Genomic DNA, 23029 nt, shown 5'->3' on the forward strand with positions numbered 1-23029 from the left:
CTCGGCTTGACCGACGGTGCTGGCATAACCAGGTACAACGCTCTCGAAACATCTAAAAGTAGGGGCGGGACCCATGTGTCCGCCCGCCTGTTGAGGTTCATTCGTGATCCGCAATGAACGGGACCAGGAAAAAACTTCGTGGTGTAAACGGCAAACACTGTTCACCCTGCGGGTCGACACATGGGTCGACCCCTACGAAGGGAAAATCGAAATCGCAGCACTTCACCTATTGATTAGTGGTGCCTTGTTTCACTGTTCCGCGGACCTGTAGTTGAACAATGGTCTGTTCGGGGTTGTCGGTATACAGTTTAATTTCTGTTTTGAACTCACCTGCTGTTGTTGCTTTGAATAATACGAAGAAGCTTTCACTCTGACCGGGCGGGATTGTCACAGGCAGCCCTTCCGTAAAGGCGCAGCCACAAAGCGTGCAGGGAACCATCGCACCGATCAGCTGGAGTGGTTGACTGGTCGTGTTCTGGACAGAAATCTTCTGTCGAGCTGTCTCATCGGCTGGAATCTCTTTGAATTCACAGAGCGGTGCCACAATCCGCGGTGCCCCGAACAGGGAGGTGCCGTAAAAAATTACCCCTATCATCAGGACCACAGCAAAGTAAGCTGTCAGGAATGACTTCAATCTGAATGAGAGCCGTTTCATCACAGGTTCTCCGGAGTTCGAACAGTGCGGAAGCGTTGAATCATAACGTAAAAGACGATCAGCGCCAGCAGAATGCCGTTACCGATCAGGAACCACTGCATCAAATTGTTTGTCGCGGGGCGTGGAGCCGTGAGTGGGGTGTCGGGTAAGCCGTAGTTTGATAACAGAAAAACAGAGTCGTCCACGGTGCCGAATGAAAAGCTGCTTAGATTTGCTGAATACGTTTCGCTGATCGGTAACATGTCGGCATGATAATGAGTCTGTTCGTGTTCGCATTTATCAGGTACAGGGATCTCGTGTTTCTGTGTAGAAGCATAAGTATTCCTGCCTGTGTAAGTCGCATAATCGGTGTCCGAGTATTCATATCGATAATGGTATTCCAGTACGGCCCAGTCCAGATCTGGAGCGAACACGATATGACCACTTGAGATAAACCAGGGATCGTTGGTCAGCCGAAAGTCCAGCGCAACTCGGTTGCCAGCCCCTTCGGTCGTCGCTGGAATGCGCTCCAGCTTCACCACTTTGAATGATGGTTTTTCGAGAATGATCTCAAACAGGCAACCGTCCAGAGAACCAGCGGCATACAGATACCAGTCTTTATGATGCCCCATGATGGTTCTCAATCTTGTCCTGAGGTTATCAGTTGAAATGTGAGTAACCGAACTTAAAAGGTAGGGATGGGACGGTTCGTTTTTATCAAGCTCAAATGCATAGTCTGGCGTAGCACAGACAACTTCATTGGAATAAATTCCAGCGAGTGGAGTCTCCGACGCGTAATCCAGAATCGCGACGATCGAATTCTCCCTGGCAAGTACATGTGCCGAATAGTCATATCGTTTTTTGCGGGAAGGGTCGTTCGGGTCATCAAACAGGGACTGGCATTCCGCCCGGCATTCGATGTTCCGATACGCGTCTTTGAATTTTTTCATCGCGTGCGCATATTGAGTGCGAAATTCGCTTTCTGACAGTGGTGGTTTTTCGGGGACTTCTGAATGCTGTTCGCGCGCCGACAGAATCAGAGACGGCATGAAAGCCAGAGACCAGAATGTCAAAACAATAAGAATTCTGTCTGGAACTGGCACGCCCTGGCACTCCGCATCAATATTAATTTACGTCTGTCTGATCTGACTGGTAGAAATCAGGTAGCTGAATCTTTGTCTGATTATTTTGAGAAAGGGCAATAAAAATCAATCCTGTTTTTTCTACCACGAAAAACACGAAAGTAACAAATGGGTGGGCCTGGATGCACATCCGGGCCGAGCGCAGCGAGCGGGAAACTGTCAGTGCATGAGTTCGAGCGGAATGCGAACTTCCGACTTCGCCTGCGGTAGGGGCGGGACCCATGTGTCCGCCCGCCTGGTGAGGTTCATTTATTATTCGCAGTGAACGGGACCAGGAAAATAACTTCGTGGTGTAAACGGCAAACACTGTTCACCCTGCGGGTCGACACATGGGTCGACCCCTACGAAGGGGATTGGGAGCGCGGTGAGCGATCACTTCAGCTGTTTGATCATTTCCTGGGCTTTGGCTTCGAAGAGGGCCTGCCATTCGGGGGCCAGCATGCAGTCGCTGTCTTCCTGGGCGCCGCCGACGTTTTTCAGCTGCTCGGCAGTCGGGGCATAGTAGTTGTACCCGTTGGTGTAGCCGGCGACGAAGGTGTTTTCGAAGGGTGACTTTTTCTTGATGTTCAGGCCGATGTTGACGGTCAGCTCTGCGGGGAAGGTGATCATGCGGAAGTCGCCGACCTTGATGCCGAAGATTTCCACGTCGAGTGTTTTGCCGGCGGCCTGGTTGCGGGTCTGGTGTTTGTTGAGCAGCGCCAGGTTGGCTTTGTTGCGAGTCATTTTCTCCATCTTGTAGACGTTGTTGATGTAGCGTTCCATGTTCGCGCGGTTCTCTTCGTCCAGCTTGACCAGTCCGTCGCGGCCCAGTTTGTTTTCCAGCAGATAGCGGTGTGAATAGTAGGAAGGATGCTCTTCATAGAGTTTGTATTTGACGATTAAAGGCAGAAACGTTTTCAGGTTCAGGCTGGTTCCCTGCAGCGAATTCAGCAGTTGTTCCTGTTCCTTTTTGAGTGACTCAATCCGCGTCGCATTGTTGGAACGGGGGAGCGTCAGCGTTTCGTTCATGACTTTCAGTTCTGTACTGTCGCTGCATTTGATCTTGCGAAGCGCTTTGAGCGTACTGAGTCCCAGCAGGTTGCCCAGGGTTTCAGCGTCGCGGGGATTCTCGACGTCTTTGTATTGCACGGGATTGATATCGCCGCCACACCCCTGCACGAACAGAGCGATTGTGCCTTCGCTGAGGTTGTCTTCAATCACCTGCGAAGCGAAGCCGCTCATGTCGGCGGTGTTGCCTTTGCTGGGTACGCCCTGAATAGGATGCACGGCGAAGTTGTACACGACGGCGAGTGTGTCGCCATTTTTCTTTTCGAGTTTCAGAATGCCGATCTCGGGATCGATGGGACCGATGTTCGCGACTTCTTCATCGGGGGGGAGTGAGTACGCGTGGCGGACGTCGGCTTCTTTTCCGTCCTTGAGGAACAGTCGACGGTTTTCCATCACGCGGTCTTCGTGTCCGGTGCCGACACCTGCGTTGACGGGAACGAGGTTTTTCGCCGCGTCTTTGATGGCTTTGATCGTGCGCTCTTCGACGTCAGCACAGACGATGCCGTGACAGTGACTGGCGTTGATCATGATGTTTTTGGGTTTGATTTTCAGATCTTTTTCAATCTGCGCCCGCACGTTGCCCAGGTATTCGTTGGTGATGGAACCAATCTCGCCGATCGCGACAGCATCCACTGTGACGATCACGGCGGTGTTGTCCCCCTCTTTGATGACCAGGGCTTTCACGTAGAGCGGATCATTCACGGGGACACTGCGGTTCGTGATGTCTACTTTCGCGGCGCCCGCCATCAGGTCGCCGGCGGCTGCGATTGCCGGGGTGAGCAGGCTGACCAGTGTGAGCAGGAGCAGACAGGCGGTTTGTCTGTTGAAAGCTTGAGATACGAGGGGGCGAGCGGTTTCGTGAATGCGGTGCATGGTGTCCTGTTTCTGAAACGGGGAGTGGTATTTTAAAGCCAGAGACGGTCGTGTCACTCATGTCATTCCAGTTTAACTGGAGCATGCAGGGAGCGTCACCTGTACTTTGAAAAAAATCGTGGGAAAGGAATATCTCTGATTACCAGCGTTGCTGGTTCAGTTTATTTCAAATCGAACTCGTGGCTGCTTTCACCTTCAGAGACATCTGCTTTGAGATCCGTTGTGGAAGAGCCGAGATATTTTTTGGGGACCTGGGACAAACCTTTGTTACTTTGTGCCTGGGCGGGAGTGAATTCACTGGGCATAGAGATAAATACACTGTAGGAACCCGCGGGTATCGGTCCGTCCAGGGTGAAAGAGCCCTCTTCGGTCAGATCGCCGCCGGCACTGGCGCCCAGTTGCTCGGAAATAAAATTCACGCGGCAATTGCTGAGTGGCTGGCCTTTGAGGGTGACGGTTCCGCTGACCGTTCCCATGGGTTTGGAAGCGACCGTCGTGCCGCCACAACCAGACAGCAGTGACAGTGTGAGTAACAATGTGCTGCAGAGTACCGTTGTGTGAACTGAAGAAAGTGTTCTGAAGGTCGTTTGTATGAAAGCCAGCATACTCAAGTCTCCCGAAGGCCTGTGATTGTAGCATCACAGGTGTCATAGATAGAAGGTTCCAGAGTCACACACGGCCAGCCAGATGACGACCGTGTGTGTTCCCTGTGTCAATCAAACGGGAATTCCATTCAGGGAATTAAAATTCGCCGAGTACTTTTCCGTCCTGAATCGCGCCCAGTGCGAGCAGTGTGTTGAAGTCGATATTATCCGAAAGGAAGCGGACGGCTCCATCAGCCAGCAGGGCATGAACGCCCCCGACATGGAAAGATGTGAGCGGACCATTGTTGAATCCTGCGCCCGTGTATGCGGGTTTGGTTTTGGGATTGGGAGAATAACGAATGGTGACAACACCTCCGCCGCCATAGCCCGATCCGCCACTGGTGGAGACACCGCGATGCCCCGACCAGCCGCCTGAAAGATTTTTACGGTAGTCGACATTGGCGATCAGGCCGGAATCTTCACCGACCATGATGGTGTTGGAAGTTCCGTCGGTACAGTCACGCATCAGAACAGATTTGCCGATCTGCAGCATTCCGTTTTGTGCCATCACACCATAATAGGTATTGTCGACGGCATTGGTGTTGAAGGGTGCGGCTGCCGTGTAAGCGCCTGCGATGCCTACGTAGTCCATCGTCATACCCAGGTCTCCATTAGACTGACCGGGAGAAATACCGTTGGCTGTCCCGGCGAAAAATGGATCTGTAGCACTGGAGGGACATTTAAAGGGAGTGACCAGTGCGTTATTCAAGGCTTCATTCGAGCCGGCGCCGGTTCCGTATCCACCATCACCGGTCCAGCCGTTGTAAGTGTTGTAGCCACGTCCGTTCGCTGGAGTCTGTGTCAGGCTGTTGTAGAGGTTGGCCTGATCCATGTAAGGCAGAATCGATACGCGCCAGTTGGCCTGATAAATGGGGACCTGGGCACCGATGGGAAACGTACGAAAAGCGTCATGGTAATTATGAAACGCCAGTCCAACTTGTTTCAGATTGTTTTTGCAGGCACTGCGGCGGGCTGCCTCGCGCGCCTGTTGTACTGCTGGCAGTAAGAGTGCAATGAGGATGGCGATGATGGCAATCACCACCAGAAGTTCGATCAGGGTAAATGCTTTTCGTTTCACGTGACCGCGTCCTTTTTCTAAGATTTATAAACCAAATCAGTAGTTTAAAAAAAATGAATTTCAGGTTTTGCTGGAGCGCAAAATTAAAAGTAACCGCCGGGCAATACCCGTGCATCAATGTGTTTGAGGAACACCGGGCCTGGCAGGGGCCCATGCAGGAGGGATGAGACTGACCTCGTGTCAGCATCACAATCAAGGCGGCAGGACGCCTGCAGGAAACGAGACTTTTCTTTTATAGCTGTTCTCACTTTACACTCAAATCTGGCATTCACCATGTCTTTTCAGACAGAAAGGTTTCACTATCGGACATGTTTGAGTAATCAAAAAAGATTGATCTATCTTAATTAAGTACAGTCGTTTACGATTTTGTAAGCTTTATTGGTGAAATTAGACTGTCGAGGTGTGCAACACGTTCGTTATACTGAAGGTCCCTGCTCCGGCTGTGAAATTGGAATACACGGCTGGTACAAGATCCTGCCAGGTAACAAAGCGCGTTCGCACCCCAAGATCTACAGATGACAGCCGGGCCCTCCTATGTCTTCCAAATCGATAATCAGTGATAAACCTCGGATTCAGCCTTTCCTCCAGCGTGACAAAGGTCTGGATTTTGAGAAGGCAGATCTCTCGTATTACTTACCCTCAACGCGTCCCCAGCGACTGGAGACACTCAGGCAGAGCTGGAGTTATCTGGCTTATTACCATCCCACTCCCGGTCCGTTTGCGCGATTTACTTCCGGGCATTTTCCCGCGGGAACGACGACGCAGAAACACAATCACGCCGTGATGGCCATGCATGGAAGCCTGCAGGGGCCGCTCACATTGAAGACGCCTGACGGAGATTATCATCTGGATGCGGGTGATTTCTGTATGATCGGTCCAGGCGTGGATCATCACTGGTCGAATGAAGGTCCGCATACCGCTTCAACGGTTGCGTTCCTGATCGATCTGGAGCGGCTGGGTGACTGGCCGGAAGAATCAGGAATCGCCGAAGCGTGTCGAGAGTTAGAGACGCTGGTGACTGGCGTGCATCGGATCAGCTCGGCCGGCAATCCGGATCTGCAGCATGCGTTCTGGCGTATGGCGGACCAGCTGATCGCAGAACACTCGCATCGCAAGATTGAACTGACCAGTCGTCTGCTCGTATTTCTCTCGCTGGTCCTGGAGCATCTGGCGCCGGCGGTGGAACTGGATTCCGAAGACGATGTGGCATTGCGTATTCGGCGGTTGCTGTTGAATCGCGTGAACGATCGTCTGACGATACCGGAAGTGGCCCGCGAACTGCACGTGAGTCCCACGCTGGCAAAAACCGTGTTCCGCAAAACGTATGGCTGCGGGATCATGGCGTATTTCAATGAGTTGAAAATCTGGCAGTCCAAACGGATGCTGGGAAATCCTTCAATGACGATTGACCAGATCAGTCGCACGCTGGGCTTCTCTTCCCCCGCCTACTTCACGCGCACGTTTCGAAAGCTGACCGGTGAAACGCCGAGCGACTTTCGCAGCAAACGGGGTCAGGCAGAGGTGCGCTGAAAGACGCATCTACCGGGTTGTTTAGTTCTCTGTCTGATCAGGTGGAAAGAGCTGGCTGGTAAAATCGCGATACGCTTTGACCATGGGGCCGCGTGCTTCGAACAGCAGGTCGTTATGAGTCCCCTGCTCGATTTTCACAAACTGCTTTGGAATGCCCGACGTGGAACTCGCAGGGGCAGCCGCATACAGTTTTTCGCCCAGTTCAAACGGGACGACGCGATCTGCCGTCCCGTGGATCATCAGAATGGGACAGGTGATGTTGCCGATGACCTGCTGATTCGGGTAGCGGTCCCACAATAACAGGCTAACGGGAATCCAGGGAAAATGACTGGAGGCGGCGTCGACGAGGGAACTGAAAGTGGAGCGGAGGATCAGTCCCGCGGGGGGCGTATTCTGTTCGCAGAGTTCGCTGGCCAGCAGTGTGGCAACGCCTCCGCCCAGTGATTCGCCAAACAGGATGATGCGCGCAGGGTCAATTTTCCGATCCCGGACGGCGTACTTCCAGAACGCGCGGGCATCGTTGAGTAATCCCGTCTGATTGGGGCTGCCCGGGTTTTCCGCATAGCCGCGGTAGTCGAACGCAAAGACATGCAGGTTCATGCTGGCCAGCAGGCGGTAGTCTTCCATGCGATGCATGCGATTACCGCCGTTGCCGTGCAGGAAAATCACAACGGGCTGTCCTTTCTCCAGTTCTTCATCACAATCAGCCCGATCAGAACAGGCGATCTGGCCGGCGAGGATGTGCCAGCCTTTGAGTTCCAGGCCATCTTCGGTGGTGGTTTGGATTTCATGTACCACGCCGAAGGGACCATTGGCCTGATCGACGGATAAAGAGCTGACCCGCGTGGGTTGATAAATGAGCCAGCGTTGAATCAGCATCAGCAGAATCAGCAGGAATACATAAAAAGCGGACACCCGCAAGAGATAATAAACGAGCATCTGTTTCCCCGTTTGTGGTTTCTCAAACATCTTGCGTGGTAAGGGGACCAGCCAGAGCAGGCACCGTTTCCAGGCTGGTGGTGATTCTGTATTCATGACGTGAGTTCAACTCAAAGCTGATTCAGGAAGTGGACGCATCTTCGCTTATTTTAGACGATGGCAGGTGAGATGCCAGAGTGAAAATGTCTGTTGAGAGTAGTATGCTTACAATCAAATCGGCTTATTTTTTTGAGTGTGTTGATTTAATTCGCTCTAAGATCAGCTTTTTCTTGATGGGATCTTTGGTTGAGTCATACCGCGAGAGGTCGTCGGCTATATCGGGTCTTATCTTTTTCAGAACCACTTTTGCGACATCCCTGTAACGCAGGACTTGTCTTACGGGCACAAAATTGCGCCAGTAACTAACTGCTCGAATTGGACGAGGATCTTCCAGTAGCCTCAACAGAAACGGGACAGCAGGATCGCCAATTTTGCAGAGCTCGACTGCCGGATTATACACGGTCTCATCGTCATCTAATGGAGGGAATCCGAATATCGAAGGATAACCGGGTTGCGAGAACTGATATGCAACCAGATTTCGTAGCTGATAAATATGATAGGAGATTTGTTCCGTCACCGATTGAAGCTTAACATTCTGAGGAGGTTTATATTCCCGATCTTCGAGAGCCATTTGGTCCAGCAGCTCAGCCAGTTCTTTTGACTGTTCGGCATAATAGGTGTCAGGGTATTCGGTAGCTACTTTATGAAACAGTCGTGCTGCTTCTTTTTTGTTACCTTGAGTTTGTAGCTGTTGCAGCGCATCTTCGAAAAGATCCCACGATTTTGCTGTCGGCAGGGTTTTCAGTTTTTGTCGTTCTTCTTTTGTGAGTGGTTTAATGAAATCTTGGACTTTTTTATTTCCGTCGATAGCGACTGAGGATTCAAAATGACGTCTGCTATAAAGCGAAGCAAATTCAGAGAACGCTTCCATCATGGGTTTTTGTTCCCAGCGATGCTGGATGAACTGGCGATATTTCTCATCTGAGGTAGAATCGAACCATTCCTGCCATTGATTGATACTCCATCCAAAATCCTCGTTGGTGGCTCTCCGTAAATAGTAAGAACCTGAATGACCAGTCTTTTTCAAAGAATCAATCAATGGCTGTAAAGCTTTACGATTTCCCTGGGATGCCAGTGCAAAATGAAGCGCCAGACGAACATGAAAGTCTTTTTCTTTTGCGATCTGATTCGTTACTGCGGGAGCGATGCAAGGGTCTATTAATTCAGCCAGTTTTTCAGCGGCACTCTTACGTTTTTGAGGAACGACATCATTCAGTTGACCGATCAATTCGGGAATATCCGGTGGATCTGTAGCGAGCACCAGTTGACTATTGAGTACAAATAGAACTGCAATCAATATGTAGTTTTCTCGAAATGCGGGTACAGACATGAGCGTGCCTTCCAGAACAGGATTAATGCAAACACAATTATAGCGGATTCAAATAGAGAGTCGTTAAAATTTTGTTGAAGCCTGACTCATTTGTTAGAATACGTATTCCGTTCCCGGTCGAAACGTCAGTTGAATCCTGCACTTAGAATAAAGAGGCCCCCATGTGGCATTATCGAATTCGCTTGCCTTACGCTTTTGTCTGCCTGACTTTCAGTGTGATGACAACCATCTGGAACTGGGACTGTGAGTCATTGCAGGCGGAGTCCCCTGCTTCGTTTCCCGATCCTGTAGAAAAGCAGATTGAAGGCTGGACCGTGGATGTGGACCCGCAGTTGTTTTCCAAAGAACATGCCGAGCTGGGGCGCAAATCGCTGGATGCGCTCGCCAATCATCTGCAGCGTGTGAAATATATTGTGCCGCCGGAACGGGTGGCGGCGCTGCAGAAGTTGCGGATCTGGGTCGATCTGCAGCATGCGGAGCTGGATAAAATGCAGTACCATCCGAATCGCGCCTGGCTGGAAGCGCGCGGCTTTGATCCGCGTCTGGCGCAACACGTTCACATCCCTGTGGCGCGACAGCTGTTTGCCCGCAACATGCGGGCCCAGCATCCTTATGTGGTACTCCATGAGCTGGCGCACGCTTATCACGATCAGGTCTTGAGTTTCGATCAGGCGGAGATCATCGCCGTCTTTGACGCGGCGAAGGAGTCGGGTCTCTACGAGAGCGTGCTCTGTCATACGGGAATCAAAGTCAGACATTACGGTTTGAACAATCACAAAGAGTATTTCGCGGAATCAACCGAAGCCTACTTCGGCGTCAACGATTTCTATCCCTTCGTCCGGGCCGAACTGAAACAGCACGATCCCGCGATGTTTGCGCTGCTGGTGAAAATCTGGGGCCCGGTTCCTTAGCATGGCTGGATACCGGAAAAGAAGACAGGCGTTCGAAAGTGCGAACATGATGACCACTTCAGCTGTCTAACGGAAAAGGATTTGCTCTGCACGTGCGTGCTCAAATAGATGACTCTCTCGTTCAAACACACTTTTCAGATTCCTGGAATCTTCAATGAAACTGTCTGCGACTGCCTGGGAAATTGTGAATCAGCTTGCTGCGAGTGAGCGCAAACAGTCGTGGTTTCGGCAGATGATGGGGCGCAGGGATGTGTCTTCATTATTGCGAAAACTGGGGGAGCTGAATGAACCGGCGGCGCTGCCTTACGTGGCTCAATTTCTCACCAGCGCTGATCGGGAAACGAAGGTCGCAGCACGAGAGACGGTTGCTGCACTACTGTCGAATATTTCTGCCCGGGATCTGCAGGCGCTGGAACACCAGTCCCTGTGGTTGAATGCCAGTTATCGAAATCAAAACTGGTCGCGGATTCAACCTGCAGAGGTGGCGGCGATCGTCGGGAGTCCGGATCAACGGGAGTACGCTGCGGTTTTGAGTCTGCTTTCGTTTCACAAAAATGGCTATGTGCGGCAGGAAGCAGTACGACTGCTGACAGAAATCGACAGAAGTGAAGTTTTGCCCTGTCTGGTGATCAGACAGAATGACTGGGTGAAACCGATTGCCGAAGCAGCGCAGAAGGAAGTCAGGCGGCGGTTTCAGGCAGGGCCTGTCCGTGTCAGCCCTTCGTTGCTGGAGCTGATCTTTCAGATGGAGACCTGGAGCAGGTACGATCACAGGCCTATGATCGGAGACCTGGTCAAGCGGTTGCTGGAAGAAGAACAGGATCGATTTTTAGAACAACAGGTTCTGGCGTTCTCGGTCGATGCGAAACTGGGACGGTACATCGTACGCTATGCCCACTCCTATCTGAAGTACACAAATCATCGGCTTTTAGCATATGGCATGATTTCGAAAGATCCCGTCATTCGCTATCAATGCTGTCGCGGTTTGAGTGAATTGCCTGTGGAGCAGTGTCAGGAACTCTCTCTTCAGGAACGTCAGCTGTACCTGGAGCGTCTGGCGACCGATTCTTTTCTGCCGGTGCGCAGTGAAGCCTATCGGCAGCTGGCGGAGTTAGATCCCGCGAATGCCGTCACGACTTGGGAGGCGGCTCTGCTGGATCGGGGGCGCAGCATACAGGAAATGGCCTGTTATTATCTGAACCAGATTGAGCCCGGTCATGCCGTACGATTTTATCGAGACGCGGTTGTGAAACACCCGGAGTCACTGCCGGCCATTGAAGGGCTGGCGACGGTGGGAGAAGAACGCGATCTGGAATTTCTACGCACTCTGTTGGTGCATCCGTTCCCCAGTCGACGTTGTGCGGGTCTTAACGCGGTGGTTCGTCTGCTGCAACGAGATGCGATTCCGGAAGTGATGCCTTTCCTGCGCGACAGCAGTCCGCGGGTAGTTCGTACGGCGGGCAAGTCATTGCGTCCCTGGATCACACAGATACCCAGTGCAGATCTGCTGGCAGTCGTCCTCGAAGCAGAGACAGTTTATGCACGGCGTCATGCCTGTGAGCTGCTTGCGGCTCAGGGGAAATGGTCGAGTTTTCCCTGGCTGCTGGAAGCCTGTGTGAAAGCAGAGCCGGAAACAGCAGAGGCAGCAGCTTCGATGATTCACCACTGGTGCAGTCCCAGACAGAGCTATCGCGTCTTCACACGCCCCTCGGCGGAAGAACAGCAGACGATCCGCGAGATGCTGGCCCGACATCAGTCACAGCTCCCTGAGCAACTGGTGCAGCAGATCGAACGCGAACTGTCGTTGTATTCGTAAGAAACACGACGATTGCTCTGTCATGTCGGGTACTTCGTATTACAATGAAGAGAGTGCTCCGATCGCTGTGGTTCCCTTTGAGACGAGGATGTGGCCGTGTACCGTATTTTCTGTTCGAGTCTGCTGACACTGTTGGCGATGACTCTACTATCGGGATGTTCCTTTTCTGTCAGTGTGAATGCGGAAAGTGACACGGACCTGGGTTCGCATCATGTGGTCGTCAAGCCGGGGAACGCACTGACGACGAGTTCCTCTTCCACGTTTGGTGACAGCGCCACCCATACCTTCGAATGTGGTGATGTGAAGGTCAAAATCGATAACGAAGCACTGTTCGTGAATGATCTGAGCTATGGCATGCTGGAAGAGGGGCAGTCGATTGAAATCGATCACGGCAAGGTCTTCGTCGCGGGACAGGAGCGGACGGGGAAACCGGTTGAAGAGCTGGATGAGGGTGAACCGGTAGAACAGGATGTGAAATAACAGTCCGCGCTCGTGTGGATGAATACGAAAGGAATCGGAATTGCTGGTGCTCTCGCGAAAGACGGGCGAAAGCCTGCTGATCGATGATTTCCAGATCACTGTGGGCTGGATTCGGTTCAATAAGGTGCAGCTGGTGGTCAGTGGAGTGGGAGAAATGCTGCCGGTGCAGAAAATTCTCTACATGAACGAAACGATCAAGGTTTCCCCCGACATCGAAATCGTCGTGGTTCACATTCGAGAAGAGAAAGTACGCCTGGGAGTCACCGCACCGCCGGGAACAGAGCTAGAGCGGCTTTGATTGGTGAGAAGTTGCGACCAGGGGTGGCCCCGGATGTAATCCGGGGTTGTCGGAGACAACAGGAAAGTGTCAGAGTTGATGACTGGTGCAGAGTGAGTCTAACGATGTCTTTGATGTGGTTGAAACGTTTCTTTTGTTTGAGCGGTTTCTCTGTCAGTTTCCTGCTCGCTGCGCTCGTACCGAATTTCATTCGGTACCACCCATTTTTAAAATTGATCATATGTTATTGCATTGGATGTATTTCGAGCTTTTTTTACCACGAAAAACACGAACGGACACGAAAACATCCGGTCGGTGGGGTTACAAGCAGGGGTGGCCCCGGATGTAATCCGGGGTTGTCGAAGACAACAGGAAACTGTCAGAGTTGATCACTGGTGCAGAGTTGGTCTAACAATGTCTTTGATGTGGTTGAAACAGTTTCTTTTGTTTGAGCGGTTTCTCTGTCAGTTTCCTGCTCGCTGCGCTCGTACCGAATTTCATTCGGTACCACCCATTTTTTAAATTGATCATATGTTATTGCATTGGATGTGTTTCGAGCTTTTTTACCACGAAAAACACGAAACCACACGAAAGCATCTGATCGGTGGGAGTCACAACCAGGGGTGGCCCCGGATGTAATCCGGGGTTGTCGGAGACATCAGGAGGTTGTGTGTGAAACTATCTTTATCCAGGTTGAATCTGGATTTTTTATTGATAGTCGGTGTTTGATTTCGATCTGTTGGGAAAACTGGATCTTTCTTGCTTGAGTGAGCTGCGACCTCCTGCTCGCTGCGCTCGTACCGAATTTCATTCGGTACCACCCTTTTTTATTTTCGTGTGGTTTCGTGTTTTTCGTGGTAGTAAAGAATATTACCTGGGGCTGTCGAGGCAACAGGAAAGAGCAAGTCAAAGTGTTGAATGAGGAGTGAGTATCCGGCCCTGGTAATTGTAGGGTGCGGACCCGTGTGTCCGCCCGCCTTGTGAAGATCGGACTGTTTTTCGACTTGGAACGGGGCCTCTAAAACCATTCGGATTATTTCACTATAAAGAAAGTCAACACCGCGGGCGAACACATGGGTTCGCCCCTACCTGAAAAGAGCGGTTTTCCTGTCAGTTTCCTGCTCGCTGCGCTCGTACCGAATTTCATTCGGTACCACCCTTTTTTATTTCGTGTGGTTTCGTGTTTTTCGTGGTAGTAAAAAATCGTGGTAGTAAATCAGTGACAGATAATGAAACACGCATTCCATTTTCAGTGGTGCGGGGTTTTCAGCTGGTGGTGCTGGTGCGTTTCAGTAATATTCGTCGGGAGACTGTTCGCGTTCTCTGATGACGCGCTGGCGGGTTGCTTCGAGTTCTTCGCTGGACATGTTGCGGATGACTTCCGGGGTAAGCTTGCGGAGCCAGGCTTTTTTACGGGGCTTTGCTTTGGTGTCGAGACCCAGCAGGCGGTCGATGCGTTCGCGGGCACGCAGGCGGTCCCGTTCGGTGGATTTCGGACTGTCGATTACGGAGCGATAAAAGAAGAGGGAATCGGCGCGGTGATGTTCCAGGTTCTGTTCCACTTCCTCCAGCATTTCGCGGCGGGCTCGGGTGATGTACCGTTCGACAGAACGACGGCTGATCTGGAATTCCTCGGCGATCGCGGTTTTGATTTCGGAAATAAAGGAGCCACGACCAATCATTTTTTTAATCAGTCGGACAATCTGTTCTGATCTTTGCGGGCTGGTGCGAACGCGCGGCGGGGGAGGAGAATCGGTCATGTTTCAAAGTGCTTTCTGTAATCTCTTGTTTCTGGTAACGGGGATGCTGTTCGGTAACTCAAGTGCGTCTGATCTTCGCGAAGGGCACGACGCAGTCAAGAGGGTTCGACAGAAAATGATGTGGCGATACAGGCCGACAGGGTCGCGATGTAAGGCGGTGCCGAGATGGTGCCGGGGCGACGTTGTGCGATGTGTGGCGACCCGCAGGCAGACACGCGACACCAGTGACTGCTGTGCAGGTGAAGATCGGGAAAAAAGCCCCGGTTTTCGCGTGAACAGCGGGAAGTGGTTCGCGCTGTTTCAGTGCACTGTAAACTGGGCACGCGCGCGACTCACTTCAGCGCTTATCGCCGACGGCGCGCAGCGGTCAAGATCAAAATGTGCAGTGAATCGGAAATTGGACTGTTCAAATCATTCTTTTTGTAAATTGCACTTGGTTGATAAGTACCTCATAATGAACGGGCGGCTGACCCGTTCAGCCCGTTATCGATTTGCAATCCCACCTGCTGAAAAAACTTACCTTTAGGACTTCTCTGATGATGCGACGACGACTTTCCCTGCTCGCTTTGATGACACTGATCTCGATTTTTCCTGCTCCGGCAACTGTGAACGCGGAGCATGAAGGGAAAGTACAGATCCTGTTGCTCGGCGACAGCACGACGGAGGGGAGTATTCCCCGACTGATCAAGCCAAACGGTCCACATCTGGAACAGGTGCTGGAACAACTGCTGGCCGCGGAGGGGGATCTGCCGGCCTGTCATGTGATCAACTCGAGTCTGAGTGGCGAGTACATCAAGCGCCTGTTCGATTCGGGGCGTTATGATCGCGATGCCGCCAAACTGCCGGGCCTGGATTATATTTTCATCCGTTACGGTTTGAACGACCGGGCGCGACGCGAAAATTTCACTGAGAATTTTCCCAAAGACTTTCATCAGCTGCTGGCGCGGCTGCGTGAAGATCATCCCAACGCCGTGCTGATTCCGATGACGGTGATTCCGTTCGCAAATGAAGAGGGGAGTAAAGCCATCAATGACCTGGTGTTTGAGGTGGCAAAGAAAGAGAACCTGGAGGTTTTCGATATTTATCCCCGTTATGCAGCGGAACTGAAGAAAGGGGAGAACATGCTCAACTATCGGCGTTATCCGCTGGCGAAGGTTCCGGAAAAATATCATGAACTGGTGAAGCCGTTTGTGCAAAAAGGGAGTGTGGTCGTGATGGCGAATGAACTCGATCCGATTCTCGGTGACCTGCCCGGCTGGTATTCGGACCGTCATCCTAACCTGGCGGGTTACAATGTGATTGCCGATGAGACTGCTGAATACATGGCAAAGCTGTTGCGGGCGAAACAAGCGACAACAGAAAAGAAGCAATAACGAGCTGTTACAATTTGCTACCATTAACTGACTGGAGAGTGTGTGCTGATGCGATATTTGTCATCGATGATGTCGTCCGTTTTGAGTCTGACCCTGTTATTGTGTGTGCTGCCTGCTGATGGATTTGGTGCCCTCTCTGCGGGGGTCGCTGCGATTGACATTACTCCGGAGACTTTGCCGGCGTTGCAGAATGGCCAGTTTCTGGAGATCAATCAGAGTAAAGTACTGGATCGACTGTATGCCCGCTGTTTTGTACTGCAGTCAGGCGAGACGACTGTGGCAATCGTTGTCGTTGATTCATGTATGATTCCGAGGAGTATCTGCGATCGGGCAAAGATTCTCGCCAGTCAGAAAACGGGCATTCGCGTGGAGCGGATTCTGATCTCTTCGACGCACACCCATACCGCGCCGAGTGTGATGGATCTCTGTCTGGGTACGAACAGTGATCCGGCTTACGAACGTTTTCTGCCTCCCCGGCTTGCGGAAGGAATTGCAAAAGCGTATGCGAATCTGGAGCCGGCTCAGATCGGTTACACGTCTGTCGATGCCCCCGAACATACACACTGCCGACGCTGGTTGCGACAGCCGGACAAGCCGGGCGAAGATCCGTTCGGGGACAAAACCGTGCGCGCGATGATGCATCCCGGTCATCAGAATCCGGAATTCACCGGACCGGCGGGACCGGTAGATTCGGGTCTGTCGCTGCTCAGTATTCGATCAGCCGATGATGAGCGTCCGTTGGGTCTGCTGGCCAATTATTCGATGCATTATTTCGGGGCACGGGGCGGATTTTCTGCCGATTACTATGGGAAATTCTGTCAGATACTGGAAGAGAAAATCGGGAAAACCGGCGATCCCCAGAAGCCATTTGTGGCGGCAATGTCGCAGGGAACTTCGGGTGATCTGCAATGGATGGACTATTCCAGGCCACGCCGCAGTGATTACAGTATCGACCAGTATTCGAAAGAGCTGGCGGAGATTGCTCTGAACGCGTATCAGAAAATCATCTATGGCACAGGCACTCCTCTCCTGGAAATGTCACAGTCGACGCTTGTGCTGGATCGTCGCCTGCCATTTCCCGAGCGACAGGTCTGGGCGGAAGCGATCAATGAAAAACGGGGTGAGCGGCGTCCGGCGAATCGACCGGAAGTTTACGCCGAGCAGGCGGTGTGGATTGAAGCGCATCCGGTTGAAGAGCTGGTTCTGCAGGTGATCTGTATCGGCGATCTGGCGATCACAGCGATACCGAATGAAGTCTACGGAGTCACGGGATTGAAGCTCAAAGCAGCGAGCCCGTTCCATCACACATTCAACATCAGCCTGGCGAACGGCGCCGCCGGTTACATTCCTCCGCCCGAACAACATTACCTGGGAGGTTACACGACCTGGCCGGCCCGGACTGCGGGTCTGGAGGTTTATGCAGAGCCCCAGATAGTCGGGATTCTGCTGGGTCTGTTGGAGCATATCTCAGGTCAGCAGCGCAACACATTGACGACGGACTTTTATACCGTGGAGCAGCGGGCTGCATTTCAGCAGGCGAAAGCGGATGATAACAACCGGGTGAACCGGGGACGGAAGATTATTAAATCAAAGGATTGATGTGATAGAGTAACGAGAAAAAAGTTGGGTGGTCCTGGATGTAATTCGGGGTTGTCAGAGACAACAGGAGGTTGTCAATGAAAGTGTTGAATGAAGAGCGCGATTCCGACCCTGGTTTTTGTAGGGTGCGGACCCGTGTGTCCGCCCGCCTGGTGATGAGCGAATTGGTTTCGGACACGGAACCGGACGCTCAAAACCATTCGGATTATTTCACTAGAAAGAAAGTCAACGCCACGGGCGAACACATGGGTTCGCCCCTACCTGGACTGATCGCTTTTTCTGACAGTTTCCTGCTCGCTACGCTCGTACCGAATTTCATTCGGTACCATCCCTTTTTCAATCTACAATTTGGGATTAAGCGATTGGGTGAGCTCGCATGTGCATCCGGGCTCACCCATTGGTTCTGTTTATGTGATTCAACCTTTGCGGAGTTCACTGAAGGCGCTTTGCATGGCGTGTTTCATCATGAGTCCGTCGTTGGCGTAGACGACCAGCCGGGCTCCTTGTCTGATAGTGCGGACGGCCTGTTTGGTGGTGCCAAACCAGCAGCCCGCGGCGACATGCTGCTGATTGGCAATGTCGATGACTTTCTGGATGGCAGCGATCAGCTCCGGGTTGTCGTATTCGCCGGGGATTCCCATGTTGGCGGTCAGGTCGCCGGGACCGACGAAGACCGCATGCACGCCGGGAATCGAACAGATCTTTTCCAGGTTCTGAATGCCGGGCACCGATTCAATCATCGGAATGAAGAGGGTGTTCTCGTTACGTTTCTCGATATAGTCGGCAGTTTTCTGATTGACGAATTTCCCGGTCTTGAGGACTTCATCCAGCACGATACCCTTCAGCGGTCGATAGACGGCGGCAGCTGCGAGTTCCTGGGCCTGTTTGTATTCTTCCACGTAAGGCACGACTACGCCATCAAAGGTATCACAGACGCGGGCGACATCGGCAGCGTCACGACTGTGCGTGCGGGCCAGGCAGGCGATGCCTTTGGAGTTGAGTGCATAACGCAGGGGGAGGAACTCCGCGAGATCCAGCGTGGTATGTTCGGGGGTGACGATCACAAAGTCGAGCGAGTTCTCGGGAATCGATTCGACCATTGCAGGTACCACGGAATACTGAAACAGCGAGCCATAGACAGTTTCGCCTTTGATCAGTTTGTCTTTCAACTTCTTCACCAGCATAGCAGCCTCACTTCATTCGGGTGGAACAGGCGTGATTTCTTAAAAGACGGTCATTCCATGATGCCGGGTGTGGAGGAAGATGTAAAGAATAAGGGGAAGAATGCTGAACTAGATTTCTTCAAAACGAAAACAGGCGACTTCCTTTTACTTCGTTCTTTCATTATTTAAGGGCAGGCAAAGGTTGCAGATCGGGTTCTACGAACGTCTGTTTGGCTTTCAGGGAGATGATGCGGTCCTTGCTGTAATACTTGAGCAGAACCGGTTTGTTTAGTGAGACAGCACAGGCAGCGCAGAATGCTGCGGAATTCTCAAAGGGACCTGACTGCTGCAGGGCAGCGGTGACCAGGTGCATGAAGGCGACGGTGATGGTTTCGTGGTAGCCGCGTTCGAGTTCTTCCGGAGTATTGGTGGCTTTGTTGTAGGCTTTGATGCCAGCTCGTATTTTGTCGGTGGCGGTCTGCAGATCATATTTTGAGGCGTACAGATAAGCAACGCGGAGGTGCGCGCGATGTGTCCAGTCATCGAAGGGAAGCGTGCAGTTTTCGAATGTGGTGAGAAATTGCTGGTCGTCCATCATCAGATTACTTCCTGTTCCAGTGAGACGGTCCGATTTCCCGGATGGAGCCACTCTGCTACTGTTGTACCATTGTGTGGGCCACAGATGCAATTTGATATCTCTTTCAGGTTAAGAACAGATGAATCTGAAAGATTTCCCGTTGATTGCGCGGCAGCAGGGGGTAGTGAAAACCGCACAGCTGGAAATCGAATCAGGAGACCTGGTTCCCATCACCGTTTGTGCATTTGACACCGCGGAGCGACTGGTTACAGTTACAGAAATCAGACACTCGTCCGCGGGATGTCCAGCAATTCTGTTTTTCTTGTTTTTTCCCCAACAGGGCCTGTTATGACTGATACCCATCATCCGGAAGCCGAAGCGAATCCTCCCGTAGAACCTGCTGCTAGTGAATCAACAGCGGCTGTCAGTGAATTGAAGCCATTGCGGATCTGGCCGCCGATTCTGTTGTTGATCGCAATGGTGGTGACGCGGCTGGCACCGAAATGGATGGACTCGGATTCGGTGCTGCCTGTCATGCTGGCAGTGTTTGGGCCACTGATTTGTGGCGGGTTGATCCTGGTCTGGTGGGTGCTGGCCAGTCGGGCAACGTGGAAAGAGAAACTGATCGGACTGGGCATCACTCTGCTCGCGGGAGGCATTACATTGGCACTACTGGATCCGACCATGGTGGGTCCGGGCGTGATGCTGATTACCGGGCCGATGGGAATGGGTCTGTTCGGGATTGCAGCGATACTGGTTTCCCGAATGCGTACTGCGAAGCGGACCGTCTTGATTGTCGCCTGTTCGGTACTCGGCTTTTGCTTTTCGCTGTTGCTTCGCGCGGAAGGGATGTGGGGCGACTACAATATGGCGCTGGCCTGGCGGTGGACGCCAACTGTAGAAGAACGGATGCTGTCGCAAGCGGAGACGATAGCCGCTGATGAGCAGAGTACGTTAACGGCGGCAGAACTGGAAGCCGCGTTGGCTGAACCGGAATGGCCCGGATTTCGAGGCGCGTTACGTGATGGCGTGCTGACCGGTGTGTCTCTGGCTGCGGACTGGAACGCGGAAGTGGGAACGCCTTTATGGAAGAAACCCATCGGTCCTGGCTGGTCTTCGTTTGTGGTGGCAGGTTCATTACTGTTCACACAGGAACAGCGGGGAGAGGAGGAGCTGATTGTCTGTTACGATGCAGAGACAGGCGCGGAGCTCTGGACTCAGGAAGTGAAGACCCGATTTTATGATGCGCTGGGGGGACCCGGACCGCGGGCGACACCAACGCTGGCAGACGGTGGTTTGTATGTGATGGGGGCCAGCGGGCATGTGCTGCGACTGGACCCTGCGACCGGGAAAATTCTCTGGCAGCAGGATATTCGCAAGGTGGCAGACCGCGAGCCGCCGATCTGGGGATTCAGTTCTTCGCCACTGGTCGTGGACGGAACTGTCATCGTACATGCGGGTGGAAAAGGTGACAAAGGACTGCTGGCCTTCGATACGGAGACGGGAGATTTGAAATGGTCTGCTCCTGCCGGCGATCATTCTTACAGCTCCCCTGCTCTGTTAACCATCGCCGGTCAGACCGTGGTAGCCATGCTCACGAATAAAGAACTGAACCTGTTGAATCCCGCCGACGGAACGGTTTTGCTGAGTTACGAATGCGCTTCGGAGGGGCAGCGTGTGCTGCAGCCTCAACTGGTGGGCGAGGATGAAATTCTGATCGCGACCGGCATGGGAAAGGGGATGCAGAAAATTCACGTCACGAACAAAGACGGAAAGTGGTCGGCAGAAGAGGTCTGGATTGTGACCGGTTTGAAACCGGATTTTAATGATTATGTGATTTACGAGGGACATGCCTACGGCTTTGATGGTGCGATCTTTACCTGCGTTGATCTCAAAGAGGGGAAACGCAAATGGAAAAGGGGCCGCTACGGGAAAGGACAGGTCCTCTTGGTGAAAGATTCCGGGCATCTGCTGGTAATCGGGGAAGAGGGAGCCGTTGTATTGCTCAAAGCGGACCCGTCAGAGCATGAAGAACTGGCAACATTTCAGGCGCTGGAAGGAAAAACCTGGAACCATCCGGTGTTGATCGGGGACCGGTTATACGTGCGAAATTCCACTCAGGCGGCCGCTTTTCGGTTACCTGTAACGAACTGAATAGCGGCTTTCTGTCCATAAAACATGTCAAAATGGCCAGAATGGGAAACTTTTTCATAATTTTGTTGCCAAGGTAATCTACCTAGATTAACATGTTCACTGAACAGTGAGTTACCGTTGATTGAGACAGGATGTTGACAACCCGACGGGTCTGTATCCTAAACATCCTGCATCAATTGAGGTGGTTCCATGATATTGCTGGCAGCAATCTGTTCGCTGTGCCTGATCATCTTCGGGGCACTCTATCTGTTCTGGGGAGCTCACGCAGCACGATTATATCGCGGTGTTTTTGATCGTCAGGCTGACGAAGAATACACGCCCGTCGCAACCGTGCTGCTGTCTCTGCGGGGTAATGATCCCTTTTTAGAGCATTGTCTGGATGGCCTGCTGAACCAGGACTATCCGGATTATCGAGTCAAGATTGTCGTCGATCATGTAAGTGATCCGGCGCTGGGTTTTGTCAGGCAGTATCTGCGCAAACACCCGCATCCGAATTGTGAGATCATGATTCGTCATCAACAGGCATTTCATTGCGGGTTGAAAAATGCGTCTCTGGTTCAGGCGATTCAAAGTGTTCCCGCGGATGTCGAAGTTGTGGCTTGGCTGGATGCGGACGTGGTGCCCCATCGTAGCTGGCTGCGAGATCTGGTGGCTCCTTTACGAGATACAGAGGTCGGGATTGCTTCGGGTATCCGCTGGTATGCCCCCGAGTCAACGAATGCAGGTACATTGATCAGGCATGCCTGGAATGCGGCAGCGGTGTTACAGATGCTGTCGATGGATATTGCCTGGGGCGGTTCGATCGCGTTGAGCCGATCTGTCTTTCAGGATTCACGGTTTTCGGACACGATGTTGAAAATGATGTGGGACGATACCGGTTTGAAGGCGATTACCGATCGACTGAATCGGAAACTGGTTTTCTCACCAGCAGCGACGATGCTCAACGCCGAATCCATCGCGCTGGATTCCAGTCTGCGGTTTATTTCAAGGCAGCTGGTGAACGCGCGGTTTTATCATTCACACTTCTGGTTCATTGCTACACTCGGATTTGTTTCGGCGCTCGCCCAGACAGTTCTCGCGGGGCTGGGACTGCTGTTTCTGTATCAGGGGCAGCAGCTGGCCGCGGGACTGGTTGCAGGCGTACTGGCTTTTGCCGGCGCTGCGGTGGCGTTTTCCATTTATCGGCTGGGTTCACGGATCGAACGACTGGTCGAGTCCCGCGGTGGACGGCTTCGGCGTCATCCGCTCAAGATGCTGAACTATATGTGGTGGATGCCTTATCTGTTCTGTGGTTGCCTGATTGCAGCGATCCGCACACGTACAATTAACTGGCGCGGCGTGATCTATTACGTGCCTGCACCGTTCGAGATTTATATCAACTACTATGAGCCCTACCAGGCACCAGCGCCTGTGAGCGTGAGAGCCGAACTGGAAAACGTTTCGATCTGAAGGAACCCACCAGTAAAGTTTGCGGGTTGAACGTCAGCGGGAAGTCAGTAAGATGGATTGAGGTCTTTTTACGTTTCGCGTGAAGACGACTACCAGTCACAGTTGAAGCTCTGTTTCAACGCTCTTCCTCATAGCGTCAGCATTTCATAAAGTT

General features: G+C 52.3%; 20 protein-coding genes. 10 read left to right on the forward strand and 10 right to left on the reverse strand.

Translation table 11 applies throughout. The features are described 5' to 3' along the window. Window positions 1–226 precede the first annotated feature (226 nt). The 5 genes from ACN0YN_RS20050 to ACN0YN_RS20070 all read right to left on the reverse strand — a co-directional run bounded on the left by ACN0YN_RS20050 (window position 227) and on the right by ACN0YN_RS20070 (window position 5418). Complete coding sequence (locus ACN0YN_RS20050) at window positions 227–655, reverse strand: DUF1573 domain-containing protein (protein WP_417386791.1); 429 nt, start codon at window positions 653–655, stop codon at window positions 227–229. Further along, window positions 655–1707: a hypothetical protein gene (locus ACN0YN_RS20055; RefSeq protein ID WP_417386792.1), complete on the reverse strand. Its 1053-nt coding sequence runs from the start codon at window positions 1705–1707 to the stop codon at window positions 655–657. Before ACN0YN_RS20055 ends, ACN0YN_RS20050 begins: the two co-directional genes overlap by 1 nt. A 441-nt stretch (window positions 1708–2148) precedes the next feature. Beyond that, entirely contained in the window at window positions 2149–3753 is a 1605-nt protein-coding gene (locus ACN0YN_RS20060) for a hypothetical protein (protein WP_417386793.1), read from the reverse strand. Window positions 3754–3857: 104 nt separating this feature from the next. After that, a complete protein-coding gene (locus tag ACN0YN_RS20065) occupies window positions 3858–4301 on the reverse strand; it encodes a carboxypeptidase-like regulatory domain-containing protein (protein WP_417386794.1) in 444 nt (147 codons plus the stop codon). Window positions 4302–4437: 136 nt separating this feature from the next. Further along, window positions 4438–5418 carry a DUF1559 domain-containing protein gene (locus tag ACN0YN_RS20070; RefSeq protein WP_339684305.1) on the reverse strand — a complete coding sequence of 327 codons (981 nt, stop codon included), beginning with the start codon at window positions 5416–5418 and terminating at the stop codon, window positions 4438–4440. A 534-nt stretch (window positions 5419–5952) separates the two neighbouring features. Between ACN0YN_RS20070 and ACN0YN_RS20075 the strand changes: the two genes are divergently transcribed. Next, complete coding sequence (locus tag ACN0YN_RS20075; RefSeq protein ID WP_417386795.1) at window positions 5953–6948, forward strand: AraC family transcriptional regulator; 996 nt, start codon at window positions 5953–5955, stop codon at window positions 6946–6948. A 21-nt stretch (window positions 6949–6969) separates the two neighbouring features. On the opposite strand, the gene ACN0YN_RS20080 is transcribed toward ACN0YN_RS20075, so the two are convergent. Beyond that, window positions 6970–7983 (reverse strand): alpha/beta hydrolase, encoded by a 1014-nt coding sequence (locus ACN0YN_RS20080; RefSeq protein ID WP_417386796.1) that lies wholly within the window; start codon window positions 7981–7983, stop codon window positions 6970–6972. Window positions 7984–8107: 124 nt separating this feature from the next. After that, entirely contained in the window at window positions 8108–9316 is a 1209-nt protein-coding gene (locus ACN0YN_RS20085) for a HEAT repeat domain-containing protein (protein WP_417386797.1), read from the reverse strand. Window positions 9317–9477: 161 nt separating this feature from the next. Here ACN0YN_RS20085 and ACN0YN_RS20090 point away from each other — a divergent pair, with 161 nt between their 5' ends. The 4 genes from ACN0YN_RS20090 to ACN0YN_RS20105 all read left to right on the forward strand — a co-directional run bounded on the left by ACN0YN_RS20090 (window position 9478) and on the right by ACN0YN_RS20105 (window position 12821). Further along, the gene (locus ACN0YN_RS20090; RefSeq protein ID WP_417386798.1) at window positions 9478–10227 is read left to right on the forward strand and encodes a metallopeptidase; all 750 of its coding nucleotides are present in this window, start codon (window positions 9478–9480) and stop codon (window positions 10225–10227) included. Window positions 10228–10381: 154 nt separating this feature from the next. Next, on the forward strand, window positions 10382–12043 hold the full coding sequence (locus tag ACN0YN_RS20095) for a HEAT repeat domain-containing protein (RefSeq protein WP_417386799.1): 1662 nt from the start codon (window positions 10382–10384) through the stop codon (window positions 12041–12043). 96 nt (window positions 12044–12139) lie between these two features. Then, window positions 12140–12523, forward strand: a complete 384-nt coding sequence (locus ACN0YN_RS20100; protein ID WP_417386800.1) for a hypothetical protein — start codon at window positions 12140–12142, stop codon at window positions 12521–12523. Window positions 12524–12569: 46 nt separating this feature from the next. Next, window positions 12570–12821: a carbon storage regulator gene (locus ACN0YN_RS20105; RefSeq protein ID WP_417386941.1), complete on the forward strand. Its 252-nt coding sequence runs from the start codon at window positions 12570–12572 to the stop codon at window positions 12819–12821. A gap of 1268 nt (window positions 12822–14089) precedes the next feature. On the opposite strand, the gene ACN0YN_RS20110 is transcribed toward ACN0YN_RS20105, so the two are convergent. Beyond that, window positions 14090–14560: a hypothetical protein gene (locus tag ACN0YN_RS20110; RefSeq protein ID WP_417386801.1), complete on the reverse strand. Its 471-nt coding sequence runs from the start codon at window positions 14558–14560 to the stop codon at window positions 14090–14092. A gap of 536 nt (window positions 14561–15096) precedes the next feature. Between ACN0YN_RS20110 and ACN0YN_RS20115 the strand changes: the two genes are divergently transcribed. Together ACN0YN_RS20115 and ACN0YN_RS20120 are read left to right on the forward strand one after the other, a co-directional pair. After that, complete coding sequence (locus tag ACN0YN_RS20115) at window positions 15097–15933, forward strand: SGNH/GDSL hydrolase family protein (protein WP_417386802.1); 837 nt, start codon at window positions 15097–15099, stop codon at window positions 15931–15933. A gap of 48 nt (window positions 15934–15981) precedes the next feature. After that, the gene (locus ACN0YN_RS20120) at window positions 15982–17532 is read left to right on the forward strand and encodes a hypothetical protein (protein ID WP_417386803.1); all 1551 of its coding nucleotides are present in this window, start codon (window positions 15982–15984) and stop codon (window positions 17530–17532) included. Between the two features lie 416 nt (window positions 17533–17948). On the opposite strand, the gene ACN0YN_RS20125 is transcribed toward ACN0YN_RS20120, so the two are convergent. Both ACN0YN_RS20125 and ACN0YN_RS20130 read right to left on the reverse strand, forming a co-directional pair. Then, the gene (locus ACN0YN_RS20125) at window positions 17949–18716 is read right to left on the reverse strand and encodes an HpcH/HpaI aldolase family protein (protein ID WP_417386804.1); all 768 of its coding nucleotides are present in this window, start codon (window positions 18714–18716) and stop codon (window positions 17949–17951) included. 160 nt (window positions 18717–18876) lie between these two features. After that, window positions 18877–19293 (reverse strand): hypothetical protein, encoded by a 417-nt coding sequence (locus tag ACN0YN_RS20130; RefSeq protein WP_417386805.1) that lies wholly within the window; start codon window positions 19291–19293, stop codon window positions 18877–18879. Window positions 19294–19411: 118 nt separating this feature from the next. Between ACN0YN_RS20130 and ACN0YN_RS20135 the strand changes: the two genes are divergently transcribed. From ACN0YN_RS20135 to ACN0YN_RS20145, 3 genes are all read left to right on the forward strand, one after another. Then, window positions 19412–19624 (forward strand): hypothetical protein, encoded by a 213-nt coding sequence (locus tag ACN0YN_RS20135; protein ID WP_417386806.1) that lies wholly within the window; start codon window positions 19412–19414, stop codon window positions 19622–19624. After that, entirely contained in the window at window positions 19621–21426 is a 1806-nt protein-coding gene (locus tag ACN0YN_RS20140) for a PQQ-binding-like beta-propeller repeat protein (RefSeq protein WP_417386807.1), read from the forward strand. Before ACN0YN_RS20135 ends, ACN0YN_RS20140 begins: the two co-directional genes overlap by 4 nt. Window positions 21427–21615: 189 nt before the next feature. Beyond that, window positions 21616–22875 carry a glycosyltransferase gene (locus ACN0YN_RS20145; RefSeq protein ID WP_417386808.1) on the forward strand — a complete coding sequence of 420 codons (1260 nt, stop codon included), beginning with the start codon at window positions 21616–21618 and terminating at the stop codon, window positions 22873–22875. Window positions 22876–23029 lie beyond the last annotated feature (154 nt).

Origin of the sequence: Gimesia sp., from assembly GCF_048260065.1 — a bacterium.
Lineage (GTDB): Bacteria > Planctomycetota > Planctomycetia > Planctomycetales > Planctomycetaceae > Gimesia.